Raw genomic sequence first — 24,362 nt, forward strand, 5'->3', positions numbered from 1 at the left:
ACACCCTTGCTCTTGGCTAGTGGTTGGCAACTACAAGCCCCCACAGTGGACTTTCACCACCTAGTTAATCGCCATGCGTGGCGCACACAAAAAAACCCTTGCTACGCAAGGGTTTCAAGGTTTTTAAGTTTGGTGGAGCCTAGGGGGATCGAACCCCTGACCTCATCGCTGCCAGCGATGCGCTCTCCCAGCTGAGCTAAGGCCCCAAATAACGACAAGATAAATCTTAGCATAGGGCCGTCAGCATTGTCAATCTTTATCTATCATGCTGTTCAGAGGATGCTTGGATAACAAGTTATTAAGCTCCTTCATGAACATGTCGATGTCCTTGAATTGACGGTAAACGGATGCGAAACGGACATAAGCTACTTCGTCCACTGGATAGAGCTCTTTCATGACGATCACGCCGATGCCGCTGCTGTCTACTTCGGCGTGGGCCGTTGTGCGGAGCTCCTTCTCTACCTCGGATACGATAACCTCGAGACGTTCTATTGGAACCGGGCGCTTCTCGCAAGCCCGGATGAGACCTCGCAATATTTTGTCGCGGCTGAATTCCTCGCGGCTGCCGTCTTTCTTGATAACGATCAGAGGTGTTTCCTCAATCATTTCGAAGGTCGTAAAGCGGCGGTTGCACTTCTCGCATTCACGGCGGCGACGGATGGATTTGTTTTCGTTAGCCGGCCTGGAGTCTAATACTTTCGTTCCGGCATAGTCGCAGTATGGACATTTCATGTTGCGTATTACCTCCTTTCTTGCTCGTTTCAGATACTCATTAAGCTAGATCTCAAACAAAATAAAATTCCATCTAATTCCTGTAATGAAGTTTTGATTTTTGCGCATAATACATTTACCAACCGCAAGGAGGTGAACATACATGAGCGCATCCCGCAGCAGTAACCAACTGGTTGTACCGCAAGCGACAGCTGCACTTGATCAAATGAAATTTGAAGTTGCTCAAGAGCTAGGCATCGCGATTCCTCAAGACGGATACTACGGCAACATGGCTACAAAAGACGCAGGCTCGATCGGTGGATTCATTACCCGTCGCCTGGTGCAAATTGCCGAGCAATCCCTTGCTGGCCAATACAAATAATGATTCATTACATGTTGTATGAATGAACAGAAGCTTTGGCCGGGCTCGTCAATGATGTGACGAGCCTCCAAGGCTTTATTGTATTTTTCCTTCGTTATAAAAGATCAAAAGCTCGGATACAATGCCTTGTACTTATTATAATAATAAATGACGCGCTGTACATAGTGTCTGGTTTCCCCGAACGGAATTTTCTGCACATTCTCAAGCTTACCATCCCATACGCCCGTATCAAGCCATTTGCGAACATTGCCCGGACCTGCGTTATAAGCAGCTACGGCAGCGATTGAATTTTTATCGAATTGATGAATTAACGAATTCAAATACCATGAACCTATCTCGATGCTAACGTCAGCCCGATGGCGCAGCATGTCCTCCGTTACTTCCTTAAAGCCCGCTCTCTGAACGACCCAATCCGCCGTATCCGGCATAATTTGCATTAAACCTAAGGCGCCCTTCTTCGAGTCCAGGCCTGTCCGATAATTGGTTTCACTGCGAATGACCGCAGCCACCAAGTGCGGCTCTACGCCGTAATTTGACGCGCTCGCGCGAATATCTTCCTTATAATAAACCGGGTACATCCATGTGGCAAGCCAATCCGATTTGAGAAAAAGAATGGTTATAAGGCCGAGCAACAATAGCAGCAAGACTCTCTTCTTCAAAATAACCTTCATGGCAAACACTTACTTTTCCAAAAATCGTCAAGCTGCCGCTTCGTCTCCGCAAGCGATCCGCTGTTATCGATGACCCAATCGGCGCGCTTCCGCTTTTGTTCGATATCCATCTGCAAGGAAACCCGGCGCTCGGCCTCTTCTTCAGATACGGTATTACGCGCCATAAGACGTGCAATCTGTACTTCGGCGGGCACATAAACCACCATTACACCCTCGTACAACTCTTGCTGCTCCGTTTCATATAAGAGAGGAACATCCGCCACGACCAGCCGCTCCGGATATTGCTCTGCATATTTATGTATGCGCTGCTGCATACGCTCGCGAATAGCAGGATGTGTAATGGCTTCAAGCTGTGTAAGTTTGGTCTTGTCGCGAAAGACGATTTCGCCAAGCGCTTTTCGATTCAGCGTCCCGTCTGGCTCCAGAACAGCTTGTCCGTACGTAGAGGCAATTGCCTCCAGCGCCGGTTCACCCGGAAGGACGACCTCCCTTGCGACTTGATCGGCATCGACCAGCAGCGCACCGCGTTCCACGAGCATGTTTGCTATTGTGCTTTTACCGCTGGCAATACCGCCGGTTAATCCGATTATCATCTAGTTCACCTCAAATTATAACAGCTTCATGATTCCCATCATGATTAATAATATGCCTGGAAGCAAAGATAATGTTTGCATTCCCTTCCAAGCGGAGAAACGAAAGCCGAAACGAATGCCGCCTACGAGAAAAATCGCACTCGCTAACGCGATCGTCAAAGCAGTAAGCAGCGCAGGCAAACCGATCATTGCCGCTCCTAACCCCGCTCCGAACGCATCGAGCGACAACGCCACCCCGAGCATGACCGCTTCCGATGCGGAAATGGTGCCTGACTTGTCGACATCGGCTGCTTGCGGCGTTCGTAAAATCTGAATGACCAAGCCCAGACGCTTGAGCTCCACTATAACGACAAGCGCGGCTCCTGAAAGCTCTCCCATGCCTGGACTTACCATAGCAGATGTTGCTTTGCCTTCGCTTTGTGAAGCATCCGCCGTCTCGCCCGCTTCACGGGCCTGCTTCCCGCGCCTCAGCTGGAGCAGCGCCCAGCCTCCGATCACGATTAGCACGCATGAGCCGATAAGCCTAGCCAAAAATTCCGATAAAAACCCGGTCAGCCAGCTGCCCGCCTGCATCGACAGAAAAATAATCAATCCGGAGCAGCAAGCAATAATGAACACAGACAGAAACGGAATGCGTATCCGCCGCAGACCATACGTAACCCCGACGCCGAATCCGTCCAAACTAACAGCAAATGCGAGCAACAACAATGATGCAACATGCGCGAACAATCGTAAAGTCCCTCCCCGCACGGCGGCTGCGCTGCTCACCTGACGACCATGAGTAGTCATCCGCCTATTGTTCGTAACAGAACCATCATATGCAGGGAGTATTTGTCTGTGCATGTCGATCGGGAATTGCTATTGCGTTCTTGACTTCGCGGACAAAACATACGGCTGGCATTTGCTGCAAATATGCGTGCCTCTGCCCCCGACCGTAAACTTCTCGATAGGTCCGGCGCAAGCGGGGCAAGGCTCGTCCTTCTTTCCATAGACGAGCAGCTGATGCTGGAACATGCCCATTTCACCCTGACCATTGACATAGGATTTAATCGACGATCCGCCCGCTTCGACAGCAAGTGCAAGCGTGGAACGAATCGCTTCGTAAAGCCGCTTCCACTCGGCAGGCTTTAACGTATCCGGCGTTCGTTCCGGATGAATTTTCGCTTGAAATAATGCTTCGTCTACATAGATGTTGCCCAAACCGACAATATGCTCCTGATTTAACAGCAGCGGCTTGATCTTCGTCGAGCGCTCCGCCAGCTTGCCGTGTAGCGCCTCAAGCGTGAACGTCTCCTCCAAGGGCTCGATTCCGAGCTTGTTTAGCGGGGGCAGCTCAAGCTCTTGTCCAGAACGGAACAGATGCATCGTGCCAAACTGCCGCACATCCTTGTAGCGCAGATCCGTCCCGTCGTCGAAATGAAAGATCACATGCGTATGGAGCTCTATCTGCTCCTCCGACTTAAACACGCCGTATCGGCCCTCCATCCGCAAATGAGACACAAGCACAAGCCCGTCCAGCATAATGCGCAAAAACTTGCCTCGCCGTTCTACCGTTTCGATGGTATGGCCGACGAGCGCGTCCGCGAATTGCTCAGGCTCGGCAGGACGCTGTATAATACGCGGGAGTCTAACGGTTACCGCTTGAATTCGTTTTCCCACTACTAGTTCGATTAAGGTTCGCCTAACCGTTTCAACCTCTGGCAATTCAGGCATTTCTCCTCACCTCAACAACCATTATACCCGAAACGGCCCGCCAGCGGGCTACTTCGCTTCATACCAATTCAATCCGTAGCTGACATCTGCCTTGAGAGGAACATCAAGCTCAAGTGCGCCAGCCATCACTTCAGGAACTAGCGTTTTCATCTGCTCAAGTTCTTCTTCCGGCACCTCGAACACGAGCTCATCATGTACCTGCAGCAGCATGCGGCTCTTCAGCTTGCGTTCGCGCAGCGCAGCATCCATTTGTACCATGGCCAGTTTAATAATATCCGCAGCCGTTCCTTGAATCGGCGTATTCATCGCCGTCCGCTCCGCAAAGGAGCGAAGATTGAAGTTGGACGCGTTAATGTCGTTCAAGTACCGTCTCCGCTCTAGCAGCGTCGTCACATAACCGTCGCGGCGGGCATCCTTCACAATATCCTCCATAAACTTGCGCACGCCCTTGAACACTTCAAAATATTGCTCAATGAAATGGGCAGCTTCTTTCCGAGTAATCCCTAAGTTTTGAGAAAGGCCAAAATCGCTAATTCCGTACACGATCCCGAAGTTTACCGCTTTCGCCTGCCTCCGCATGTTCGAATCGACCTGATCCGCCGAAACGCCGAATACATCCATTGCCGTCTTCGTATGAATATCCATGTCATGAATGAACGCTTCCTTCAAATTCTCGTCGCCGGAAATATGCGCGAGCACGCGCAGCTCGATTTGCGAATAGTCAGCAGCCAGAATGTACCAACCCGGCTCGGACGGCACGAAGGCTTTCCTTATTTTTCGGCCTTCCTCAAGTCTGATCGGTATGTTTTGCAGGTTAGGGAACTGACTGCTCAGACGCCCCGTAGCCGCAATGGTCTGGCGATAGTAGGTATGAATCTTGCCCGTCTCCTGACGAATTTCCTTCAGCAGCCCTTCCACATACGTCGACTGCAGCTTCGCAAGCTGACGATAATGCAGAATCAGCGGAATGATATCGTGAAATGGAGCCAGCTCCTCCAACACCTCTGCATCCGTGGAATAGCCTGTCTTCGTCTTTTTCTTAGCCGGAAGCCCGAGCTTCTCGAACAAAATCTCGCCAAGCTGCTTCGGGGAACCAATATTGAATTCGGTGCCTGCATGTTTATAAATATCGCTTACGATGGTCGACAGCTGGCGCTCCAAATCGTTGCCGAGCGCTTCCAGCTCTTCCTTCTCCACTTTGATTCCGAAATGCTCCATGCCGGCAAGGATGCGGGACAACGGCTGTTCCAGGTCAAAATAAAGCCGGCTCATGCCTGAATGGCTCAGCTCTTCGGTTAGCAGCGGCGTTAGTCTGCGAATCGCCTCCGCTTTCAGCGCCAAATGACGATACAGAATGTCCTCCCCAGGCAGCTTGAACTTCGCGCCTTTGCCGTACACCGCTTCGTCTGGCGGCACAGCTGGCAGACCATGCCTCTCATTGATCATGCTCAGCGTTTGACTCGCTTCCGTCGGATCAAGCAAATAAGCGGCAAGCTGCACATCGAAGGCCGCTCCATTGAAGCTGATTCCGCGCCACAACAGCGCAAGCTCTAACTTATGCAGATCAAAGCCGTATTTCGGCTTGTCCAGATGCTCCAGCCATTCACGAAGCTTCGCCGCGAAAGGCTGCTCGAGCACGGCTATCGGAAGCGCATAGACCGCCTCTTCCGTCGCAACCGCCAGACCGATCAGCTCCGCATGATGAGGATTCTCGCCTATGGATTCTATGTAAAGTCCGTTCTTATCCGTCTTCTCCAGCGCCCTAAGCAGCTGCTCCAGCAGAGGCGCGTCATTGTCTGAAGCAATCACATGAATATGGAGCTCTGCGGCGGATGCCTGGGCCGTTTCTTCCGCGTCACCCGCATTGGCGCCAAGCTCCAGCCGCTCGATGAGCGATTTGAATTCCAGCTTGCGGAACGCCTCCGCCAGCTTGCTTCCTTCATAACCGTCATAGCGAAGCTCATCCGAGCTTTTCTCAATCGGTACTTCCCGGAAAATCGTGGCCAGCTTCTTGCTCATGATAGCATCATCTTTGTGCGTTTCAATATTTTCCTTCAGCTTGCCCTTCAGCTTGTCCAGGCTGTCCAGCACGCCCTCGACGGAACCATGCTCATGCAGCAGCTTCAGCGCCGTCTTCTCGCCGACGCCAGGGACGCCAGGGATGTTATCGGACGCATCGCCCATGAGACCCTTCAGATCGATAATCTGAAGCGGCAACAGCCCGTATTTTTCTTGAATGGATTCCGGAGAATACAGATCAACCTCGCTAACGCCTTTGCGGGTAACCGCAACCGTAACCTTGTCCGAAGCAAGCTGCAGCATGTCTTTATCGCCCGTTACGACAATAGCCGGTACGCCTTTCTCATCAGCAGCCTTCGTTAATGTACCGATAATATCGTCGGCCTCATAACCGGGAAGCTCGAACTGTGCGATGCTGAAGGCTTGCAGCAGCTCCTTGAGCACGGGGAATTGCTCGGAAAGCTCCGGCGGCGTCTTCTGCCTGCCGCCCTTATATTCTGTATAGCCTTCATGGCGGAACGTTATTTTGCCTGCATCGAATGCCACCAGCACATGAGTCGGCTTTTCTTGCTCAAGCAGCTTAAGCAGCATCGTCGTAAAACCGAAGATTGCATTCGTATGCTGCCCGGCCGAATTCGTAAGCGGCGGCATCGCGAAAAATGCGCGGTAAGCTATACTGTTTCCGTCAATCAGCATCCATTTTTCCATATGGCATCAGCACCTTCTTTTTGTAGCATATACCTTTCATTATACCACAAATTGAGCCTTCCCCAAGCATCGCCAGCTTTAGGAAAGCCCCCTGTCTGAAAATGATTAACCAATGGAAGAGAACTCCGAAGGTCTTCCGAGCAAATAGCCCTGAGCGTAATGGGCGCCCATTTCCCGCACCTTAGCAAGCTCCGCTTCCTGCTCAATCCCTTCTGCAATAACCGATATGCCCATCTTGTCGGCTAGCTGAAGCAAGGTGTGCAAAATATGCTCCTTCATCTCGTCGAGATGGATGTTCTGAATGATCGAGCGGTCTACCTTCAAGTAATCCGGCCGCAGCTCGACAATCGATTGAAGGGAGGAATAGCCAGCGCCTACATCGTCAATGGCTATCTGATAACCTTGACTGCGATAATGCTCGAGTGCCTTCTTCACAGAGCCAAAATCAGCGATCGAGCTGCGTTCCGTAATTTCGAAAACGACATTGTGAGGCGATAATCGGTGCTGCTCGAGCAAACTAAGCGTTTGACCGGGGGAAAAGCCCGGATCCTCCATAATTTGAGCCATCACGTTAATGAAAAGCTTCTGTCCTTGCCCGAGCGCTATGCAGCCATCAATCGCCTTCTCCCTTGCCAGCCGGTCGAGCGCATATGTTAAGCCTTCTTGTTCGGCAAAGCCAAACAGCTCCATCGGTCCTGCGAACCACGTCCTATCCGGTGTCCGCGTCAGCGCCTCATAGCCGAATATCCCGCTGTCATCCTGCAGTGAAACGATCGGCTGATAAACGGGATTAAGCTGCCGCTGCTCCAGAAGCCGGTCCAACGCCCGCCGCTTCAGGCTGCGCTCCATCGAGTCGGCGGATTGGCCATGCAGCAGCGCCTTTTTTATCGCTTCATACCAAACTTCCCCGCCCGTAAGGGCAGCGTCCGCTGCTACGACGGCAATACCGGCATGCAGCCTTCCGGCGAAAGGGGTGTTGTCTTCCTTATGCTGCCCGTCTAAAAACCGTTGACTCCACTCTTCCGTATGCTTATAGGCAAGCTCAAGCAGCCAGCCCTCCAGCAGCTCCTGACGACCGCTCGGAAGGTTCATATGAATGAATAAATCTTCATTCATCCATTGCAGTCCCTCATATAGGATGGAGCTGTTGAACGCGTCATGCGCTTCATGCTCGGCAAATGCGCGCCAACGCTCCTGATGGAAGCCTTCCTGTTTGGACTGGGAAGGAGAATGAAGATGCCATGACAAATAAATAATACCCAGATGGCCTGAGCATTCGTTTTCCCTGCCGCTTAGCTGCTCTATCGTCCGAAGTTGTCTCACGTTCACTTTCGTTCCTCTCCAAGATGCATTCCTGTTATTTGATCCATCACATATACGCTGCCCTTCCGAGCTTTTGCCTGCTTCTTAAGCTTTGCTGCGAATTTCGATATGTACTCAGGGGTCACGGGAACCTCGCCGTCCCAAATCATGAGCGACAGGGACAGCGTCACCCCCTCCTGCTCAACGATATGGCCGTGCCGGTCCCGGATAGTCGTCACCTCAACACCGCCATAGAATGCTTTTATACCGCTGTCGAATTTCACGATCAATGCTTGGCAAAGCTTCTCCGCGCAGGCCGCGCAGGTCACAGTAATAAAATCATCGCCGCCGATATGCCCGACAAAATCGCTTTCGCACCCCATCTGATCGAGCTCCCTCCGCAGCAGCTCGGCCAAATAGCGGATAAGCTCGTCGCCGAGACCAAATCCGAAGCAATCGTTATACCATTTGAAATAATCCAAATCCGCATAAATGACGGCGAAAGGCTTCCCAATAGCAATCTTGCGCCGAAGTTCGAGCTGAATCTCCTCATTGCCGGGCAGTCCCGTAAGTGGATTCGCTCCTCTGGCCGCCTCCGTACGCAGCGCAGTCATGCATTCGAGAATCGAGCGTATCGAAGCTGCGCCCGCCATCTGGCCATCCTTCGTAATTAGGACGACATCGTACAGCTGAGAGAAATCTCTGGACATCGCAAGCTGCGATACCTGCTCGACCGGAAGCTGCTCATCTACGATAAGCGGTTGGTTATTCATGATCTTTTCTACCGGCCTGTTCCAATAGAGCGGAAGCCCGAATTGACCGGCCAACATTTGATGAAGCTTCTCCTTCATTAATATTCCGATCGGCCGTCCTTGATCAACGATTACCGCCCCCTGCGCTTTCGCATTCGTATCAAATAGATAGGCAACCTCGGAAACACGTGCACGCGGAGGGAAAATGGGAAAAGGAACCGCCAGCGCGCCTATTCGCACAGTTTTGTCCTTCAGACGCAACGAATGCTCTTGCATTCGGCTATCATCGGCTGCCGCCGCTTGTCTCATTGCCGGTCTGGCGGGGTCCCGCACCGTCTCCACATTCGTCTCCTTGCTATTCGCATGCAGCGAAACATGATAGGCGCTTTGCTCCATCGCTTCAAGCATCATTCGAAAAAAGACCGTCTCCGACGAACGTCCCAAAACTGAAGGATATGCTGCTGCAATGCCAATATGAACATCATAATCGCCGTCGTTTATCTCCTCGGGCTTACCTTTGGTCAGCGCCTTTGTCAATCGGCTAAGCAGTCGTTCTGCCGCTCTTTCCGTCAGCGTTACGATAGGCTCGTCCTTATGCTGCCGGTAAAATAAATAGAAATAATCACATTCCAGCCGCTGCCGCCAAAAAAGTCTTATCTCTCCGCTCTCCCAAAGCTGCAGTGCCGTTTCGGCGGCTGCATTCCCAGACTGAAAACGGACATAAATCACTCCGATACCGCCATCATGCCAGCGTTCCTTCATGCTGCGGATCATATCACGATTGAATAAGCCAACCCCAACCTCGCCCATCTGGATCCCCTCAATCAACCATCGTCAATTTCAGAAGCTATACCTGTAACTGTAACAGTCAATTGTGAATTAAGTTGCATAATATTGTAAACCTCCGGTAAAATTCGACAAAAGCATAGTCCTTTAGACTTAATAAACAAAAAAACCGTCAAAGCATCGCTGCTCTAACGGTCATTACTCTTTAAATAAAATTACTAAACATTCAAATCCGGCCTGCTGCCCGTTACGAGGTAGACGACGCTCTCGCCGATATTCGTTGCATGATCGCCAAACCTTTCCAGGTAGCGGCCCACTAAGCTAAGCAGCGACGATTGCGTAATATTCCGCGGATTTTCCATCATAAGCGAATAGAGTTCGCGTGTAATTTGTCCATAGAGTGCGTCAACCTGATCGTCGTCCTTCGCCATTTTGTAAGCGAGATCCACATTCTCTTGGATAAACGATTGAATAGACTCATAGGTCATCGTCTGTACGATTTCTGCCATACGAGGCAAATCGATCAACGTTTTAATAAGCGTTTGACCTTCCAAGCGCAGCACTACCTTCGCAACGTCGACCGATAGGTCACCCATCCGCTCCAAATCGCTGGCGATCTTGAAGGCAACCAGGATGCGGCGCAAATCCTTTGCAACCGGCTGCTGCGTTGCGATAAGCTTCGAGCCAAGCTCGGTAATTTTTTCTTCCATTTGATTCAGTTTCGAATCTTCCGTTATGACCTGCTTCGCACGATTCACGTCAACCGTCTTCAGCGATTCGATCGATTCAGCCAGCGCCTTCTCGACAAAAGTACCCATATCGATAATTAAGTTATGAAGCTGCTCCAAGCCTTGGTCAAATTCTTTGCGTTTTGTCATCACAGCGGCATTCCTCCTCAAAAGTTCAAATACGATTTAACCGAATCTTCCGCTAATGTAATCTTCCGTACGCTGATCCGATGGATTGGAAAACAGCTTCTCCGTATCCGAATATTCAATGACCTCGCCGTTTAAGAAAAACACCGTTTGGTTCGATACACGCGCGGCTTGATGCATGTTGTGAGTAACCATAACGATCGTGTACTTATCCTTAAGCTCTTGAGCAAGCTCTTCGATTTTCAACGTAGAGATCGGGTCAAGAGCAGAAGTCGCCTCATCCATTAGCAAAATATTCGGATTGACCGCTAGCGCACGTGCAATACATAAACGCTGCTGCTGGCCGCCGGAGAGACCAAATGCGGAACGCTTCAGGTGATCCTTCACTTCATCCCATAAGACGGCCGACTTCAAGCTCGTCTCAACGATCTCATCAAGCTCTTTCTTGCTCGTAATGCCGTGCAGACGAGGTCCGTAAGCGACATTGTCGTAGATTGATTTAGGGAATGGATTAGGCTGCTGGAATACCATACCCACTTTTTTACGGAGCGTCTCGACGTCCACTTCATCGGAATAAATTTCGGTGCCGCCGATCGCGATGCCGCCCTCAATGCGTGTGCCCGGAATCATATCATTCATCCGGTTAAGCGTGCGCAGAAGCGTCGATTTGCCGCAGCCGGACGGGCCGATAAAAGCGGTGATCGCTTTCTCCGGAATCGTGAGCGATACATCCTTCAAGGCGTGGAAATCGCCGTAAAACAGATTTAATTTATTTATGTTAATGAGTGCTTCCATATCGTTTTCTCCTCCTAAAGGTTTAAACGTTCTTCTGATATTTGTTGCGGAGCAATATAGCCGAGAAATTCATGAGCAGCAATAGGACGAGCAAAACGATAATACCGCTGGCCGCAAGCTCTTTGAATTCTATCTGAGGCTTGGACAGCCAATTGTACACTTGAATCGGAATAACAGTAAACGAATCTCTTAGACCATCCGGTAAAAATGCGACATACGTTAATGCGCCGATCATAACAAGCGGCGCCGTTTCCCCGATCGCCCGCGACATCGCCAGGATAACGCCGGTTAATACGCCTGGAAGCGCAGAAGGCATAACCGATCTGGATACCGTCTGCCATTTGGTCGCACCTAGCGCGAATGAGGCGTCGCGGCGTGATCTCGGAACCGCCCGAATCGCTTCCTGCGCTGCTACGATTATAATCGGAAGCACCAGCAGCGTCATCGTCAATGCGCCGGCAATAAGACTGCGGTCAAGCGCAAGCAGACGTACGAACAAGGCCAAGCCCAAAATGCCGTATACGATCGAAGGAACGCCCGCAAGCGTACTGATATTTAACTGAATCAAACGCGTCAAACGGCCCTTTTTCGCATACTCTTCTAAATATATCGCTGCTCCAACACCGAATATGAATGAGATTGGCGCCATAATAAGCAGCATGTAAATCGTTCCGACCAAAGCTGATTTCATACCTGAGCCATCCGCTTTTCGGGAAGGAAAGTTATTGAACAGGTCCGGCTGCAAACGGACAATACCATCGATAAGTATATCTATGATCAACGCGCATAACGCGAGAACTCCAATAGAGGTAGCGATAACGAACAACATGTGCAGCAGCCAGTCGGTCCGGCGTCTGCCCGCTATTTGCTTGCGATTAGCGTCTTGAAAAATGTTCATCTTAGTACTCCTCCCTGAATTTTCTCGCGATATACTGAGCAAATATATTAAGCAGGAACGTAATGACGAACAACGTCATGCCGACGGCGAAGATCGATCCATACTCAATGGATCCATGCGGCGTATCCCCAAGACTGACCTGTACAATATAAGCTGTCATCGTCTGGATACTGTCGAGCGGGTTAATCGTCATATTCGGCGTCGAGCCTGCAGCAAGTGTAACGATCATCGTCTCTCCGATCGCACGGGAGAAAGCCAGCACCGCTGAGGCTACGATACCGGAGAAAGCCGCCGGTACAACGATTTTCAGCGCGACCTCAAATCTGGTTGCGCCAAGCGCATACGCTCCGTCGCGCAAGCTGCGAGGTACAGCAGACATGGCATCCTCACTGAGAGAGCTCACCATTGGAATGATCATAATGCCGACAACGATACCGGCACTAAGCGCGTTGAAAACGCCCGCGCTGCCAAATACGCTTTGAATCATTGGTGTTATTAAGCTGAGAGCGAAGTAACCATAGACAATTGTCGGTACACCCGCGAGCACCTCGAGTATCGGTTTTATAATTTTACGAACCCGCTTTGGCGCATATTCCGACAAATAAATAGCGCTGGCCAATCCCAGCGGAATCGCAACCAAACAGGCAATTACCGTAATCAACAACGTGCCTGACAGAAGCGGAAGGACGCCGAAGCTTTTTGGCGGTATCAACGGTGACCATTTGGTTCCGAACAAGAAATCAAAGATCGGTATTACTTTGAAGAAGTGGTAGGTTTCTGTAATAAGCGTAACAACAATCCCAAATGTAGTTAGTATGGAAACGGATGCGCATAGTAACAATAGGACTGGCATCAGCTTATTCATGATGCTTACTCGTTTATTTTTGAACTCATACAATTCCTTGTTTACGGTTTGCGCCTGATCCATCGTTTTCAGACCTTGCCTTGACATGCCGGCGTCCTCCCTCTTGCCTTTACAAATCATTAACATATTTGTCGTGAAAAATGTGATGTCCCGCGAGACATCACATTTTTCAATCAAGTCTTGTTAAAGATTTACTGCTTATTGAATTTTTGCTGCTTCTGTTGCATATTGCTCGTCCGGAAGAGCTACATAACCAACTTCGCCAGCCAAAGGTCCAATGTTGTTAATGTAATATTTCACGAATTCCTTTACTTCTGGACGCTCAAGCTCTTTGTTGCTTACATAGATGAATAGCGGACGGGACAATGGAGCATAAGAGCCGTCTTTGATTGTGTCATAAGTCGGTGTGATTGCTCCAGTTCCGCTATCGACTGGTACAACCTTCAGCTTGTCCTGGTTTTCTTCATAGTAAGCAAAGCCGAAGTAGCCAATGCCGTACTTGCTGCCTGATACGCCTTGAACAAGCGCGTTATCATCTTCACTGAAAGTGATAGCTGTATCGTTGCGGATACCTGCTTTATCAAGAATCGCTTCGTTAAAGTAGTCGTAAGTACCAGAATCAGCACCTGGCGAGAAGAAAAGGATGTTTTCAGCAGGCCATGTATCGCGAACGTCTTTCCATGTTTTTACCGTGCTGCCTGTCATGAAGATTTTGTTCAGCTCTTCCACAGTCAGGTGATCGACGAAGTCATTTTCTTTGCTTACGACAACGGACAAACCGTCAAATGCGACCGAAAGCTCTGTGTACTCGATGCCAGCTTCTTTACAAACCGCAGCTTCTTCGTCTTTGATCGGACGGGAAGCATCTGCAATAGCGAGCTCGCCTGCACAGAATTGTTTGAAGCCGCCGCCTGTGCCGGATACGCCTACAGGTACACGAACGTCTGGGTGCTCTTTATTGAATTCTTCAGCAGCTGCTTCTGTAAGCGGGAATACGGTGCTGGACCCGTCTACTTTTACTTCGCCTGACAATTTAACTGTTTCTTCAGTTGGAGCATTCGTTGTTGAATTTGTTGCGTTACCAGTTTCATTGTTCGTGTTGCCGCCATTAGCATTGTTGCCGCATGCAGCCGCGAATAGGAGAACCGCCAACATCGACAACATCAAGATCCCCTTAAAGCTTTTTTTCTTTAACAACTCTACCACTCCTCTTTAATTGTCTATTCGGGTTAGCCCCTATGCCTATTATACTACTAGCCATTTGTAAATCGGGTATTCTGTTTTTGTAAACTCTATGTTAAAAATAAGAATTCTGTAATTTTTTTATTTCTTCTGCGACATGAATCGACTGCTGATGCGCTTGCTCCGACAGCTTGCCGATCTTCTCCGCGCTGCCGCGATTGTCCGCTGCCGCCCGGAATAGGCGATTAAAAGCTTCGGTCGCCTCCTGAACATGCGCCTCGCTGGCTTGCGTTTCCGATCGGCCGGCATGCGCAAGCGATGTCGTTTGGGCGATGGCTTCAACAATGGTCCGCGTCAAAGTCGTAATATCGTTCGCGGATTGCTTCGTCTGAGCAGCCAGCTTCATTACTTCGCCCGCCACCACTGCAAAGCCGCGGCCATGCTCGCCCGCGCGCGCTGCCTCTATAGAAGCATTAAGAGCGAGCAAATTGCTTTGCTCAGCGAGCTCCTTAATTAATAGAGATACTTTGCTGATCGAGCCCGCTTCCGCATGCAGGTCGTTCATCTGCTTCTCCTGCAGCTGCGAATTAGCCGCGATTGCGCCAAATACTTTGATCACCTTGTCCAGCTCGTTCTTCCCGGTTAACGTCAAATCCACCATTTCAACGGAAAGCGCTTCTCCTAGTACGGTAGATTGACGCACGCTGCTAACGGCTTGCGCGATTTCGTTAACACGCTGCTCAGCTGAGCGGATCGTCCTCATTTGAGCGTCTACCGCCTCCTGCTGAAGCAATCTGGACAGCTTAAGCAAGTCGGATACCGTTAATACGCCTGCAAGCCGGCCGCTTTGCGTTACGATAACGCAATCATACAGCACGCTGTCATGACGGCTTAAAGCACTGTCAATAAGCTGTTGGGGCTCATTATGATAATCAATCATCAACGGATCGGCATCCATCAGATTTGTGATGGGCTTGTCGTAATACAAATCAGCGCTAAATCGATGCCCCAGCTTTAAGAAGAAGCGATTCCGCATCATCAATCCGATCGGAGCCTCTTGCGCACCCGTCACGATCACGCATTCACAGTCCGGATGGCGTTTAAATACGGAAATCGTCTCTCTGCAGGTCTGGTTGGCTGTCACCGTCGGTATTTGACGCATAAAATGCTGTAGACGAGCAGTTGGGCGCTGCCTGACCGATACCTTATCTTTCTCTAAAATAGCTTGTGTCATTCACTCTCACCCTCCTTGAATTACCTTTTTTATTCACTATAGGTCCAAAGCATCAACGATATTATGTGGATTTGTTATCGCAATGTTAAATTCGACATTTTTTTGTGTGAGTCGCCTCATTTCCTGAACGACAAAAAAGCTGCGTGATACGTACAGGCTTCCGTACGTTTCATGCAGCTTTCTAATAGAAGAACTTTTTATTTCGATGAACGCTTTAAAATTCGGCAGCTGTAAGCGGCTAAGTCCACACGGTTGCTAGCGGCAACTCCGGTTAACAAGTCGGAATAGCTTCGTTCATCTAACGGCACGGTCACAGCGTTAGCGCTAAAGTTGGATACAAACACGTAATCGCTGCTGCCATCCGTACGCAATTGAGCGGTTACGCCATGCGGCAGCTCGGATTCAATAACGCGGGCGATACCTGCTTGTTGTACGATGCCAGCCAGCAGCCCGTTTGTAAAAGCTGCCTCATTGCGCGAAGCGATATAATACGCTTTGCCCTTGCCCAGATGATTGACCGTCAACGCCGGACGGCCTGCATAGAAATCCTCGCCGTACACGGCGAGCGCCTCGGCGCCTTCGAGATGAATCAGGTCGCAAAGCTCACGCGCCGTGAATTCGCCGCTAAGTCCCAGCGAGTTGCCGTCCTTCATCACGACCCGATTGGAATCATGGTCATGCAGCGAATCGATCTCCTCCGACCAAATACCCAGTGTCTTGCGAAGCGGTCCCGGGAATCCGTTCAGGAAACAAAGATCGTTTTCGTCGACGATACCCGACCAATAAGTAGCCACGAACGTGCCGCCATTTTCTACAAAACGTTCAATTCGCTCGCCCACGCCCGGCCGAACCATATACAGCATGGGTGCCACGAGCAGCTTATAGGAATCAAAATTACATTCCGAATCGATGACATCGATGGGAACGCCAAGATCCCAGAACGGACGATAGTGACGCTTCGCCGTCTCCTCATAGTGCAGCCCCCCGTTGCGGGGACCCTGCGAATCCTTCACCGCCCACCTATTTTCCCAATCATAAATGATTGCAACCTCAGGCTTGACCGTCGTGCCGACAACCTCAGTCAGTTTCTCAAGCGTTGCGCCCAGCTCGGCAACATCGCGGAAGACGCGCGTATGCTCATGGCCGACATGGTCGACGACCGCGCCGTGCAGCTTCTCGCTCGAGCCTCTGCTCTTGCGCCACTGGAAGTATTGTACTGTATCGGAGCCGTGCGCTACCGCTTGCAGCGAGGACAGCATGTGCATGCCCGGGCGCTTCACCTTGCTGACCGGCTGCCAGTTCGTCATGCTAGGCGTGCTTTCCATCAGCATGAAAGGTTTGCCGCCCCCCAGCGAACGGAAAACATCGTGGTTAAAACCGATCCAAGCCGCCTGCTCGCTATCGTCCCCGCCGTTATCATGCCAGGTCGGATAGGCATCCCATGATATCATGTCCAGCAAATCGGTAAATTTCCAATAGTTTAGCGGCTCGAAATCGAGCATGAAATTCGTTGTAATCGGAAGCTCGCTGTTTGCCGCGCGAAGCGGCTCGATTTCATGGCGGCAGAAGTCCACCGTTTGATCCGTTACAAACCTTCTCCAATCGACGTTTTGACCGTGAACGGCGTTTTCGCCGCGCGGCGTAGGAGATTCCACTTGACTCCAATCGGTATACGTGTGGCTCCAGAACGTTGTCCACCAAGCATCGTTTAGCGCTTCGAGCGTGCCGTATTTGTTCTTCAGCCAGCCGCGAAATGCTTCCTCGCAATATGAGCAGTGGCATTCGCCTCCGTATTCGTTCGATATATGCCACCCGATAACGGCGGGATGATTCGAGTACCGTTCGGCAAGCTTCTCGTTCATGATCTTCACTTTCTCGCGATATACTGGAGAAGTGAAGCAATGATTGTGACGGGCGCCATGCAAATTGCGAATGCCGTTCGGTGCAACGCGCAGAACCTCAGCATATTTCTGGGACATCCATACCGGACGCGCTCCGCTTGGCGTAGCAAGCAAAGCATAAATGCCGTTGGCGGCGAACTTGTCCAGAAGAGTATCCAGCCAGTCGAACGTAAACACGCCTTCCTCCGGCTCAATCGCCATCCAAGCGAAAATGCCGACCGACATGACGTTGCAATGCGCGAGCTTCATGAGCCGGATATCTTCTTCGAGTACCTCAGGATACTTTTGCCATTGGTCCGGATTGTAGTCTGCACCATGCAGCATTTGCGGTATTTTACTGCTGATCGGCGGGAATTTTAAGCTCATAGGAAATACCTCCAGGTTCGTCTTGATTATAGCCATTATTGGATATACTATAATGATATTCATATTATATCTCGTTAAATGGTCTAACAAAATAATAGTATTTTCGCATTTCTTATAAAATATGAAACTGGAGGCGGTTGAAATCGATACGATGGTTTTCCCAATCCTGACCGAGACGGATATGACGCTTCCGCTGTATCTGACCAGCAACGGGCATTGGAGCAATCAGGAGCCGATTGACCGTCCGGGCGGCTATCCGCATTTTCAATGGCTGCAGGTCATGACGGGCGCGGGCGAGCTTCACGTCGGAGATCAGAAAATGACCGTGCGCGCCGGACAAGGGTTCTGCCTTTTTCCTAACGAGCCGCATCAATATTTTGCTGTACAAGAGCCTTGGGAGATTCATTGGCTTAGCTTTCGGGGCGATCTGTCGGAACCGCTGTTCAGGCAGGCGGGCATTACGCAATCCGGTGTTTATTCTACCGCTGATCATGATATGATCGTAACCCACATGAAAAACATTTATGCCATGACGCAATCCGGCCGCGCTTTCCTTGGTCTCGAATGTTCGAAGCTCGTTTACATGTTTCTGCTTGATTTGATGAAGGTTATTATGGTCAGCTCCCATTCCGTCGAGCAAAATTACGTAAAGCTTCACCCGGTCTTTCAGTATATTGAAGCGAATTATACTAGGCTAATTACGATCAAGGACTTGGCCCGCTGCATTGACGTTACGCCGCAATATTTGTGCTTGCTGTTTAAGAAGGCGCTCAGAATGCGGCCCATGGAGTATGTGAACAGGGAACGGATCAACCGCAGCAAGGAGCTTATGTTCCACGAGAGCGATATCAAAATGCATGAAATCGCTCAGCGCGTCGGCTTCGATTCCCCCAGTTATTTCAGCTCCGTCTTCAGGCGGCTCGAAGGGCTTAGCCCCGAGCAATTCAAGAAGATTCACGGGATTCGTTAAACCATTACCCGAATTGTAACGATAATCGAGCAATCGCGCATCTCATATTGCCTTTGCCGGTCACCGGCACTACAATAAAGATAGTGCCTAAGAAGTTGCTGGGAGGAAGCGGTAATTGGAAGTCTATAATGAAAAGGTCGCATACGAGAACCCGCTGCTGTCACTGCGCATTTTTCAAACGATGCGCGATGATGACGGTTACACAAATTGGCACTACCATAAGCAGCTCGAGCTGCTCCTTATTCTCGAGGGCAGCCTGGACGTTTACGTGGACGAGGAGAGCTTTCATCTGTGCCCCGGAGATGTCGTCTTGATCGGGGCATCCGAATTGCATCGTGACCGCAGCGCAAGATCGCTTGATTATATTGTGCTTCAGTTTGATTTAGAGCCATTTTTCGATCAGAGCACGATTCCTTATATGCGTTACTTCTCCGAAACTCAAAAGCCGCTAAGCAAAGCGAACTATATTTTCGCGGAGAGTAACGCCGTTAAAAAGCAGGCAGCCTCCTACATTCGGCAAATCCTGACGGAGGCCACGCGCAAAGAAACCGGCTATGAGCTGGCGGTTAGCGTCCTTATCAAACAAATTTTGCTGCTTCTGCTTCGCAATGACAGCCGAAAGGTGCTGATCGAGCAGGATAATTTCGACCGCATGCGGCTGAAGCCCGTAATCGATTATGTAGAGAATCATTTGATGGATCGGATTCAAGTCGAAGAAGTTTGCAAGATCGCCAACATGAGCTATTATTACTTCGTCAAATATTTCAAAAAGACGATAGGCCTCTCGTTTACGGAATATGTCAATTACCGCAAGGTGAAGTGGGCAGAGCGAATATTGTTGACGAAGGATTTAAGCATTTCGGAGGTAGGAGAGCGGATCGGCATGCCAAACATGGCTCATTTTTATAAAATGTTCAAAAAATATAACGATTGCTCCCCGAAGCAGTTTCAACGTAAAATGCTTGTCTGGAATCGGCAATAGCTTGACCATGGTTCCAGTATATGTCATACAAAAAAGCTCGTCCGCCCTATGCTTTCGGGGTAACGAGCTTTTTTGGCATAACGAGCTTATAGCCTACGCCGCGAATCGATTCGATCTGCACCGATTTCTGACCAAGCTCCAGCTTCTTCCGAAGCGAGCTGACATGCACGTCAACCGTCCGCTGTCCGCCGATGTAATCGAAGCCCCATACGACATTCATCAGGTCATCGCGCGTAATTACCATGCCCGGACGTTGAACCAAATAGAGGAGCACCTCAAATTCCTTCGGACGGAGCGGAATCGTCTCTCCATTCAAGATGACCTCATACTTTTCCGGATAGATGGACAGGTCGCCTGCAGTAATCACCTTCTCCGACGCTTCTGCCGGTTTGCTTTCATCCAGCTGCGTGCGCCGCAGCACCGCCGATACGCGTGCCAGCAGCTCGGCAACGCCGAATGGCTTCGTAATATAATCATCGGCACCGTGCTTTAGTCCCTGCACGACCTCTTCCTCTGCATTGCGCGCCGTCAGGATAATGACCGGCGTTCTAACGCCATTCTGACGAAGCCGATTCAAAATTTCAAAGCCGTTCATGCCGGGCAGCATGATATCCAAAATGACCAAGTCAAAGCTGCGCTGCAAAGCCGTCTGCAGGCCTTCCCCGCCATGATCGATAACAGTCGTTTCGTAACCCTCTTGAGTCAAATTGTACGACAAGAGTCTGGCTAATGTCGGTTCGTCTTCTATAACGAGCACTTTATGCGACATGTTGACCTCCAACCTTGCAATTAGCAGCACCGCGGCGCTGCCTTCGCGTATTTAAGCATTATAAGTGTAGTTTATCATGCTTTCACGAAGAATAGGTAAATCTTTTTTTATTGAAGCACTGGCAGCTCGATGACAAAGGTAGTGCCTACTCCCACAGAGCTCGTAACCGAAATCGTTCCTTTATGCAGCTCCACGAGATGCTTCACGATCGACAATCCAAGCCCCGTACCGCCTGAGCTGCGCGAGCGCGCTTTATCGACTCGATAAAACCGCTCAAAGATCCGCGGCAAATCCTTCTTCGGAATTCCAATGCCCGTGTCGCTAATGTGAATGCGGATATGGTCGTCGCCCATTCCTTCTACCTTTAGCGACACTCTTCCGCCCTCCGGCGTATAACTAATACCGTTCGAGAGCAAATTCATAATAATTTGCCGCAGCCGATCCTCGTCGGCCTCGACATACAAACCAGGCTCGATATTCATGCTAAGCTCGATGCTCTTGCGGGCCGCTTCCGATTCCATTAGTTTGATGGACTTCGTGAAGAAGGTGTCGATCTCAACGGGTGAAAATACGAGTGGCACGCGGCGGGATTCAATCTTCGACAGCTCCAATATGTCTCCGATCAATCGATTTAACCGGTCGCTCTCATCGAATATAATTTGCAAAAAGGAGCGTGCAGTCTCTTCATCATTCACCGCCCCGCCCAGCAGCGTCTCCGCAAACCCCTTAACCGCCGTAATCGGCGTCTTCAGCTCATGCGAGACGTTCGCGACGAATTCGCTGCGCATCCTCTCCAGCCTCCGTATCGCCGATACGTCCTGCAGAACGAGAAGTACGCCGGAAAACTCGTCTCCTTCCGGCTGAATCGGCACCAAATTGAGTTCAAGAAGCCTTTCCTCCGGGAAGTAAAACGTTATTTCCTCACGCAGATGCTTCTTGCTCCTCATGCCCTCCTGGATCATTTGCGACAGCTCGTATTGCTGCTTCGCTTCAGCAAAATGCCGGCCTACAAGCTCACGGGCCGAGAAGCCGAGAACTTCCTCGGCGCGTCTGTTCATCAGGACGATTTTACCGCCCCGGTCAATCATGACGATACCGTTAATCATGTTGTCCAGTACGCTTTCAAGCTGATTTTCATTTTGCTGTATGCGTGTCATTTGAACCTGAAGGCTGTCAGCCATTGCATTAATAGCATTTCCCAGCTCGCCAATCTCATCCTGTTTTGTCACTTTTACTCGCGCGCGGTAATCCATATTTTTGATCCGCTTGGCTACTTTCGTAATTTGCTCCAGCGGACGAGTCAAGCTAAGCGCAATCCGGTAGCTGATCAAAGCGGCAATTAAGAACAGGATTAACAATCCAACCACAAGCACCATTGATAAATTGCGAATGCTTTGATCCACTTCAATCAGGCTCATGGACAGCCGTATAATATAAGGCGGTTGATCGGGTATAATATCAACCGGCACCGCCACGTACATTCTATTTTCGTTAGACGTATCGCTGGTCATGACCGTTCTTCCGATCCCGGTTCGCAGCGCCTCCTTCACCTCGGTACGGTCCAGTTGGTTGTCCATCTCCTTCGGATCCCAATCCGAGTCTCCAAGCACGACGCCATCATTGCGAATAAACGTTACGCGCGCGCCCGTATAACCCTTGAGCTCCTTCGCTTCATTCGTATAATGAGCGTAAAGCGAGGAAAGCCCGCCCGCCCTCCATTCCATCTTCGCCGAAATAATATGCATTTCACGAACCATATTATCCTCAAGCGCATTAATATGGTTTTCCTTAAACGTTTTTGCCATGAATAAGCCTGCCGCTCCAACGGACAAAGCGATCATCGCGATCATAATGAGCGTCAGCCTCGTACGAAAGCTGTTCATTCGTGTCACTCCCTAACGTTTATTCAAGCGTAAACAGCTTACGTTTTTTGCTTAATCATACAACGTTTATCGTACATGCGGCACCGCGGTTTCGCCAGCTTTGTTTTTGTTAAGTTTTTGTAAAACGTAGTGGTGAAGCTTTTTCTCCTGCATCACCTTCTTAATGTACGACAGATAGATCAAATGCGATAAATTCAACGAACAGTTTATGGAAATGAGTATTTTTCAACAACTCCGTTGAACATGAAGAAAGAGCGCCTCTCGCGGCGCTCTTATTCGGTCTTTGTCTACGTTCTAGTCAGGACGTTTTCAGTAGTGAAAATATTGCGCATCTTAAACTCCGGGGGGCTTTCCACAAGACAAACTAATTGGAGTAAATCCGTAGTTGCCCCTGGAAAATAGGGTTCGTCCAATATAAGAGATTTGTCTGTAATCCATTCCGGCAGCTCCAACCCGTTCTCTCTACACAATTTATGAATGCCTGCGGCACAATAAGATAAATGACGACGATCATCCAAGCATTCAGGAGCGAACTTGATCAGTTCTACTCTGAACTCCCTGGTTGAGGCATAAAATCGATCCAAAAAAATGCGCCATGCAAAGCTAAAATCGCGCCCTGCAGAAAATTCCTCTTTGAATATTTCATGTATGGTCATACAAATAACGCCTCCGCAAAAGCTACCGTTTTAATGCTCAGATACTTGGGCGGGATGTACTTCTCCACGATATCCAGCACTTGATTTCGGTCTGTAAGTCTAAGATGTTCAACTAACACTTTGGCGTCATTGAGATCTTTATCCATTTTCTTATTGTCATCTTCTGAGATAACCATTATTCAACCACCTTTTCTGAGAGCTTCATATAGCGGGTGGAATAGTGACTTTCAATTTGGGGATCGCCTGTTTTCGAAAAACGGATTCCCATGAAGCGCCCGCTCCAGATTGGCCAAATTCACAATTAGGTGCTCCCGTATGCTCCTGAGCATATTCCATTTTACTTTTGAAGATTTGATTATCATTATATCATAATGCACAAGAATACAGTGCCATAACATAACGCGCTTACAAGAAACCACTAGGCCTTCGCGCTTTGCTGCAAAGAGGTCCTCTCTTCATAGAGCGACGGGTCAGCGCTTACTTTATTGAAAATCCGTTCTTCCGCTTGCTTCGCGCCGCGATCTACTTCATAAATGACGAACTGGTTATGGAACTTTAGGATGTTCGAAGCCGGCGGCAATACTTCGCTGAGTTGCGGAAAGAGCAGCCAGGACTGGCACACGAAGATCGAAGGAATGCCCCTGAAGAATGTTTTGGCCTGTTCGAAGGATTGCCCGACGCTATGCTCATCCAGAGGCCCGCCTTCCGGAATATGAACGTTGAGAACAAGCTCACCTTTGCCGAATTTTCTTCCCTCGACCACAGCTTCATGATCCAGCGCAATAGGCTGGAATTGCAGCCTGCCCAAGCGGAATAACCGAAGCCGGACATGCTCCTGCAGCCATTGGTATTCTACGATGCCATAGACGCCGTAATCCTGATAACATTTGGCGCTCCAAAGCCGCAGGTCGGAGAACGTATCGTAATAAATGTCGTCCGAAATGCCTTTGGCTGCATACTCTTCATAGGCATCCACCGCAAATCTGGCGAACAAGGCCAAAAACATCTGGCGGTAGGACAGCGATTGCTTGACGGTCTCGAAGAAAGCTTGCCGGTCGCTTATCAAACGCCTCTTAAGGCTGCTATAGCTATTATCGTCGATTTGAATCTGATTGATAGTCTGCCTGGCACTCTCATCCAACCGGACGCCTTCGCATAGTTGATCCAAGTTCATTTTGCTATTCTCCTTACTAATCTGCTCTCTAGGTACAAGGATATTGCACCATATTCTACCTAGTCCACCACTCACCCTAATTAGTCTAGAAAATAGATCTAATCCGACCAAACTAACCCATTCAGCCAACTTAGGTCTAGAAACTAGCCTTAATACGTCGCACCATCCGCTATTC

At 49.9% G+C, this 24,362-nt stretch carries 23 protein-coding genes and 1 tRNA gene; 3 read left to right on the forward strand and 21 right to left on the reverse strand.

The window, feature by feature from the left end:
- Positions 1–130: 130 nt before the first annotated feature.
- A tRNA-Ala gene (locus L1N85_RS08440) sits at positions 131–206 on the reverse strand.
- Positions 207–249: 43 nt separating this feature from the next.
- The gene (gene nrdR / locus L1N85_RS08445; protein ID WP_235237115.1) at positions 250–732 is read right to left on the reverse strand and encodes a transcriptional regulator NrdR; all 483 of its coding nucleotides are present in this window, start codon (positions 730–732) and stop codon (positions 250–252) included.
- Positions 733–874: 142 nt separating this feature from the next.
- Here nrdR and L1N85_RS08450 point away from each other — a divergent pair, with 142 nt between their 5' ends.
- Positions 875–1,093 carry an alpha/beta-type small acid-soluble spore protein gene (locus L1N85_RS08450; protein WP_056636109.1) on the forward strand — a complete coding sequence of 73 codons (219 nt, stop codon included), beginning with the start codon at positions 875–877 and terminating at the stop codon, positions 1,091–1,093.
- Between the two features lie 104 nt (positions 1,094–1,197).
- Here L1N85_RS08450 and L1N85_RS08455 read toward each other — a convergent pair whose 3' ends face one another.
- The 14 genes from L1N85_RS08455 to L1N85_RS08520 form a co-directional block, all read right to left on the reverse strand.
- Positions 1,198–1,764: a lytic transglycosylase domain-containing protein gene (locus L1N85_RS08455; RefSeq protein WP_235237116.1), complete on the reverse strand. Its 567-nt coding sequence runs from the start codon at positions 1,762–1,764 to the stop codon at positions 1,198–1,200.
- Positions 1,761–2,357 carry a dephospho-CoA kinase gene (gene coaE, locus L1N85_RS08460; protein ID WP_235237117.1) on the reverse strand — a complete coding sequence of 199 codons (597 nt, stop codon included), beginning with the start codon at positions 2,355–2,357 and terminating at the stop codon, positions 1,761–1,763. The genes L1N85_RS08455 and coaE overlap by 4 nt, the downstream gene beginning before the upstream one ends.
- Positions 2,358–2,372: 15 nt before the next feature.
- Positions 2,373–3,086: an MntP/YtaF family protein gene (locus L1N85_RS08465; protein WP_407946351.1), complete on the reverse strand. Its 714-nt coding sequence runs from the start codon at positions 3,084–3,086 to the stop codon at positions 2,373–2,375.
- A gap of 129 nt (positions 3,087–3,215) precedes the next feature.
- Positions 3,216–4,070, reverse strand: coding sequence for a DNA-formamidopyrimidine glycosylase (gene mutM / locus L1N85_RS08470; protein WP_235237119.1), 855 nt, complete (start codon positions 4,068–4,070; stop codon positions 3,216–3,218).
- A gap of 48 nt (positions 4,071–4,118) precedes the next feature.
- The gene (gene polA / locus L1N85_RS08475; RefSeq protein ID WP_235237120.1) at positions 4,119–6,797 is read right to left on the reverse strand and encodes a DNA polymerase I; all 2,679 of its coding nucleotides are present in this window, start codon (positions 6,795–6,797) and stop codon (positions 4,119–4,121) included.
- Positions 6,798–6,902: 105 nt separating this feature from the next.
- Positions 6,903–8,126, reverse strand: a complete 1,224-nt coding sequence (locus L1N85_RS27555; protein ID WP_235237121.1) for an EAL domain-containing protein — start codon at positions 8,124–8,126, stop codon at positions 6,903–6,905.
- Complete coding sequence (locus L1N85_RS08485) at positions 8,123–9,661, reverse strand: GGDEF domain-containing protein (RefSeq protein WP_235237122.1); 1,539 nt, start codon at positions 9,659–9,661, stop codon at positions 8,123–8,125. The genes L1N85_RS27555 and L1N85_RS08485 overlap by 4 nt, the downstream gene beginning before the upstream one ends.
- A 194-nt stretch (positions 9,662–9,855) precedes the next feature.
- Entirely contained in the window at positions 9,856–10,515 is a 660-nt protein-coding gene (gene phoU / locus L1N85_RS08490; protein WP_235237135.1) for a phosphate signaling complex protein PhoU, read from the reverse strand.
- Between the two features lie 36 nt (positions 10,516–10,551).
- Positions 10,552–11,307, reverse strand: coding sequence for a phosphate ABC transporter ATP-binding protein PstB (pstB, locus tag L1N85_RS08495; RefSeq protein WP_235237123.1), 756 nt, complete (start codon positions 11,305–11,307; stop codon positions 10,552–10,554).
- Between the two features lie 22 nt (positions 11,308–11,329).
- Positions 11,330–12,205 carry a phosphate ABC transporter permease PstA gene (gene pstA, locus L1N85_RS08500; RefSeq protein WP_235237124.1) on the reverse strand — a complete coding sequence of 292 codons (876 nt, stop codon included), beginning with the start codon at positions 12,203–12,205 and terminating at the stop codon, positions 11,330–11,332.
- Position 12,206: 1 nt separating this feature from the next.
- Entirely contained in the window at positions 12,207–13,070 is an 864-nt protein-coding gene (gene pstC, locus L1N85_RS08505; RefSeq protein ID WP_407946352.1) for a phosphate ABC transporter permease subunit PstC, read from the reverse strand.
- A gap of 198 nt (positions 13,071–13,268) precedes the next feature.
- The gene (locus L1N85_RS08510) at positions 13,269–14,267 is read right to left on the reverse strand and encodes a PstS family phosphate ABC transporter substrate-binding protein (protein WP_235237125.1); all 999 of its coding nucleotides are present in this window, start codon (positions 14,265–14,267) and stop codon (positions 13,269–13,271) included.
- A 100-nt stretch (positions 14,268–14,367) separates the two neighbouring features.
- A complete protein-coding gene (locus L1N85_RS08515) occupies positions 14,368–15,486 on the reverse strand; it encodes a methyl-accepting chemotaxis protein (protein ID WP_235237126.1) in 1,119 nt (372 codons plus the stop codon).
- Positions 15,487–15,683: 197 nt separating this feature from the next.
- Positions 15,684–17,753: a beta-galactosidase gene (locus L1N85_RS08520; RefSeq protein WP_235237127.1), complete on the reverse strand. Its 2,070-nt coding sequence runs from the start codon at positions 17,751–17,753 to the stop codon at positions 15,684–15,686.
- Positions 17,754–17,904: 151 nt separating this feature from the next.
- Between L1N85_RS08520 and L1N85_RS08525 the strand changes: the two genes are divergently transcribed.
- Complete coding sequence (locus tag L1N85_RS08525) at positions 17,905–18,723, forward strand: AraC family transcriptional regulator (protein ID WP_235237128.1); 819 nt, start codon at positions 17,905–17,907, stop codon at positions 18,721–18,723.
- 115 nt (positions 18,724–18,838) lie between these two features.
- A complete protein-coding gene (locus L1N85_RS08530) occupies positions 18,839–19,705 on the forward strand; it encodes a helix-turn-helix domain-containing protein (protein ID WP_235237129.1) in 867 nt (288 codons plus the stop codon).
- 46 nt (positions 19,706–19,751) lie between these two features.
- On the opposite strand, the gene L1N85_RS08535 is transcribed toward L1N85_RS08530, so the two are convergent.
- The 5 genes from L1N85_RS08535 to L1N85_RS08555 form a co-directional block, all read right to left on the reverse strand.
- The gene (locus L1N85_RS08535) at positions 19,752–20,474 is read right to left on the reverse strand and encodes a response regulator transcription factor (RefSeq protein ID WP_235237130.1); all 723 of its coding nucleotides are present in this window, start codon (positions 20,472–20,474) and stop codon (positions 19,752–19,754) included.
- 107 nt (positions 20,475–20,581) lie between these two features.
- Positions 20,582–22,357, reverse strand: a complete 1,776-nt coding sequence (gene pnpS, locus L1N85_RS08540) for a two-component system histidine kinase PnpS (protein WP_235237131.1) — start codon at positions 22,355–22,357, stop codon at positions 20,582–20,584.
- Positions 22,358–22,644: 287 nt separating this feature from the next.
- Positions 22,645–23,013, reverse strand: coding sequence for a hypothetical protein (locus tag L1N85_RS08545; protein ID WP_235237132.1), 369 nt, complete (start codon positions 23,011–23,013; stop codon positions 22,645–22,647).
- On the reverse strand, positions 23,010–23,189 hold the full coding sequence (locus L1N85_RS08550) for a hypothetical protein (RefSeq protein WP_235237133.1): 180 nt from the start codon (positions 23,187–23,189) through the stop codon (positions 23,010–23,012). The genes L1N85_RS08545 and L1N85_RS08550 overlap by 4 nt, the downstream gene beginning before the upstream one ends.
- Before the next feature lie 242 nt (positions 23,190–23,431).
- A complete protein-coding gene (locus L1N85_RS08555) occupies positions 23,432–24,187 on the reverse strand; it encodes an acyltransferase domain-containing protein (protein WP_235237134.1) in 756 nt (251 codons plus the stop codon).
- Between the last annotated feature and the right edge of the window lie 175 nt (positions 24,188–24,362).

Source organism: Paenibacillus alkaliterrae (genome assembly GCF_021532375.1).
Taxonomy (GTDB): Bacteria; Bacillota; Bacilli; order Paenibacillales; family Paenibacillaceae; genus Pristimantibacillus; species Pristimantibacillus alkaliterrae.

Bases quoted from the DNA above. Each gene is read 5' to 3' on its own strand.
- nrdR (WP_235237115.1), bottom strand. From the start codon at position 732: ATGAAATGTCCATACTGCGACTATGCCGGAACGAAAGTATTAGACTCC.
- L1N85_RS08450 (WP_056636109.1), top strand. From the start codon at position 875: ATGAGCGCATCCCGCAGCAGTAACCAACTGGTTGTACCGCAAGCGACA.
- L1N85_RS08455 (WP_235237116.1), bottom strand. From the start codon at position 1,764: ATGAAGGTTATTTTGAAGAAGAGAGTCTTGCTGCTATTGTTGCTCGGC.
- coaE (WP_235237117.1), bottom strand. From the start codon at position 2,357: ATGATAATCGGATTAACCGGCGGTATTGCCAGCGGTAAAAGCACAATA.
- mutM (WP_235237119.1), bottom strand. From the start codon at position 4,070: ATGCCTGAATTGCCAGAGGTTGAAACGGTTAGGCGAACCTTAATCGAA.
- polA (WP_235237120.1), bottom strand. From the start codon at position 6,797: ATGGAAAAATGGATGCTGATTGACGGAAACAGTATAGCTTACCGCGCA.
- L1N85_RS08485 (WP_235237122.1), bottom strand. From the start codon at position 9,661: ATGGGCGAGGTTGGGGTTGGCTTATTCAATCGTGATATGATCCGCAGC.
- phoU (WP_235237135.1), bottom strand. From the start codon at position 10,515: ATGACAAAACGCAAAGAATTTGACCAAGGCTTGGAGCAGCTTCATAAC.
- pstB (WP_235237123.1), bottom strand. From the start codon at position 11,307: ATGGAAGCACTCATTAACATAAATAAATTAAATCTGTTTTACGGCGAT.
- pstA (WP_235237124.1), bottom strand. From the start codon at position 12,205: ATGAACATTTTTCAAGACGCTAATCGCAAGCAAATAGCGGGCAGACGC.
- pstC (WP_407946352.1), bottom strand. From the start codon at position 13,070: ATGAATAAGCTGATGCCAGTCCTATTGTTACTATGCGCATCCGTTTCC.
- L1N85_RS08515 (WP_235237126.1), bottom strand. From the start codon at position 15,486: ATGACACAAGCTATTTTAGAGAAAGATAAGGTATCGGTCAGGCAGCGC.
- L1N85_RS08520 (WP_235237127.1), bottom strand. From the start codon at position 17,753: ATGAGCTTAAAATTCCCGCCGATCAGCAGTAAAATACCGCAAATGCTG.
- L1N85_RS08525 (WP_235237128.1), top strand. From the start codon at position 17,905: ATGGTTTTCCCAATCCTGACCGAGACGGATATGACGCTTCCGCTGTAT.
- L1N85_RS08535 (WP_235237130.1), bottom strand. From the start codon at position 20,474: ATGTCGCATAAAGTGCTCGTTATAGAAGACGAACCGACATTAGCCAGA.
- pnpS (WP_235237131.1), bottom strand. From the start codon at position 22,357: ATGAACAGCTTTCGTACGAGGCTGACGCTCATTATGATCGCGATGATC.
- L1N85_RS08545 (WP_235237132.1), bottom strand. From the start codon at position 23,013: ATGACCATACATGAAATATTCAAAGAGGAATTTTCTGCAGGGCGCGAT.
- L1N85_RS08550 (WP_235237133.1), bottom strand. From the start codon at position 23,189: ATGGTTATCTCAGAAGATGACAATAAGAAAATGGATAAAGATCTCAAT.
- L1N85_RS08555 (WP_235237134.1), bottom strand. From the start codon at position 24,187: ATGAACTTGGATCAACTATGCGAAGGCGTCCGGTTGGATGAGAGTGCC.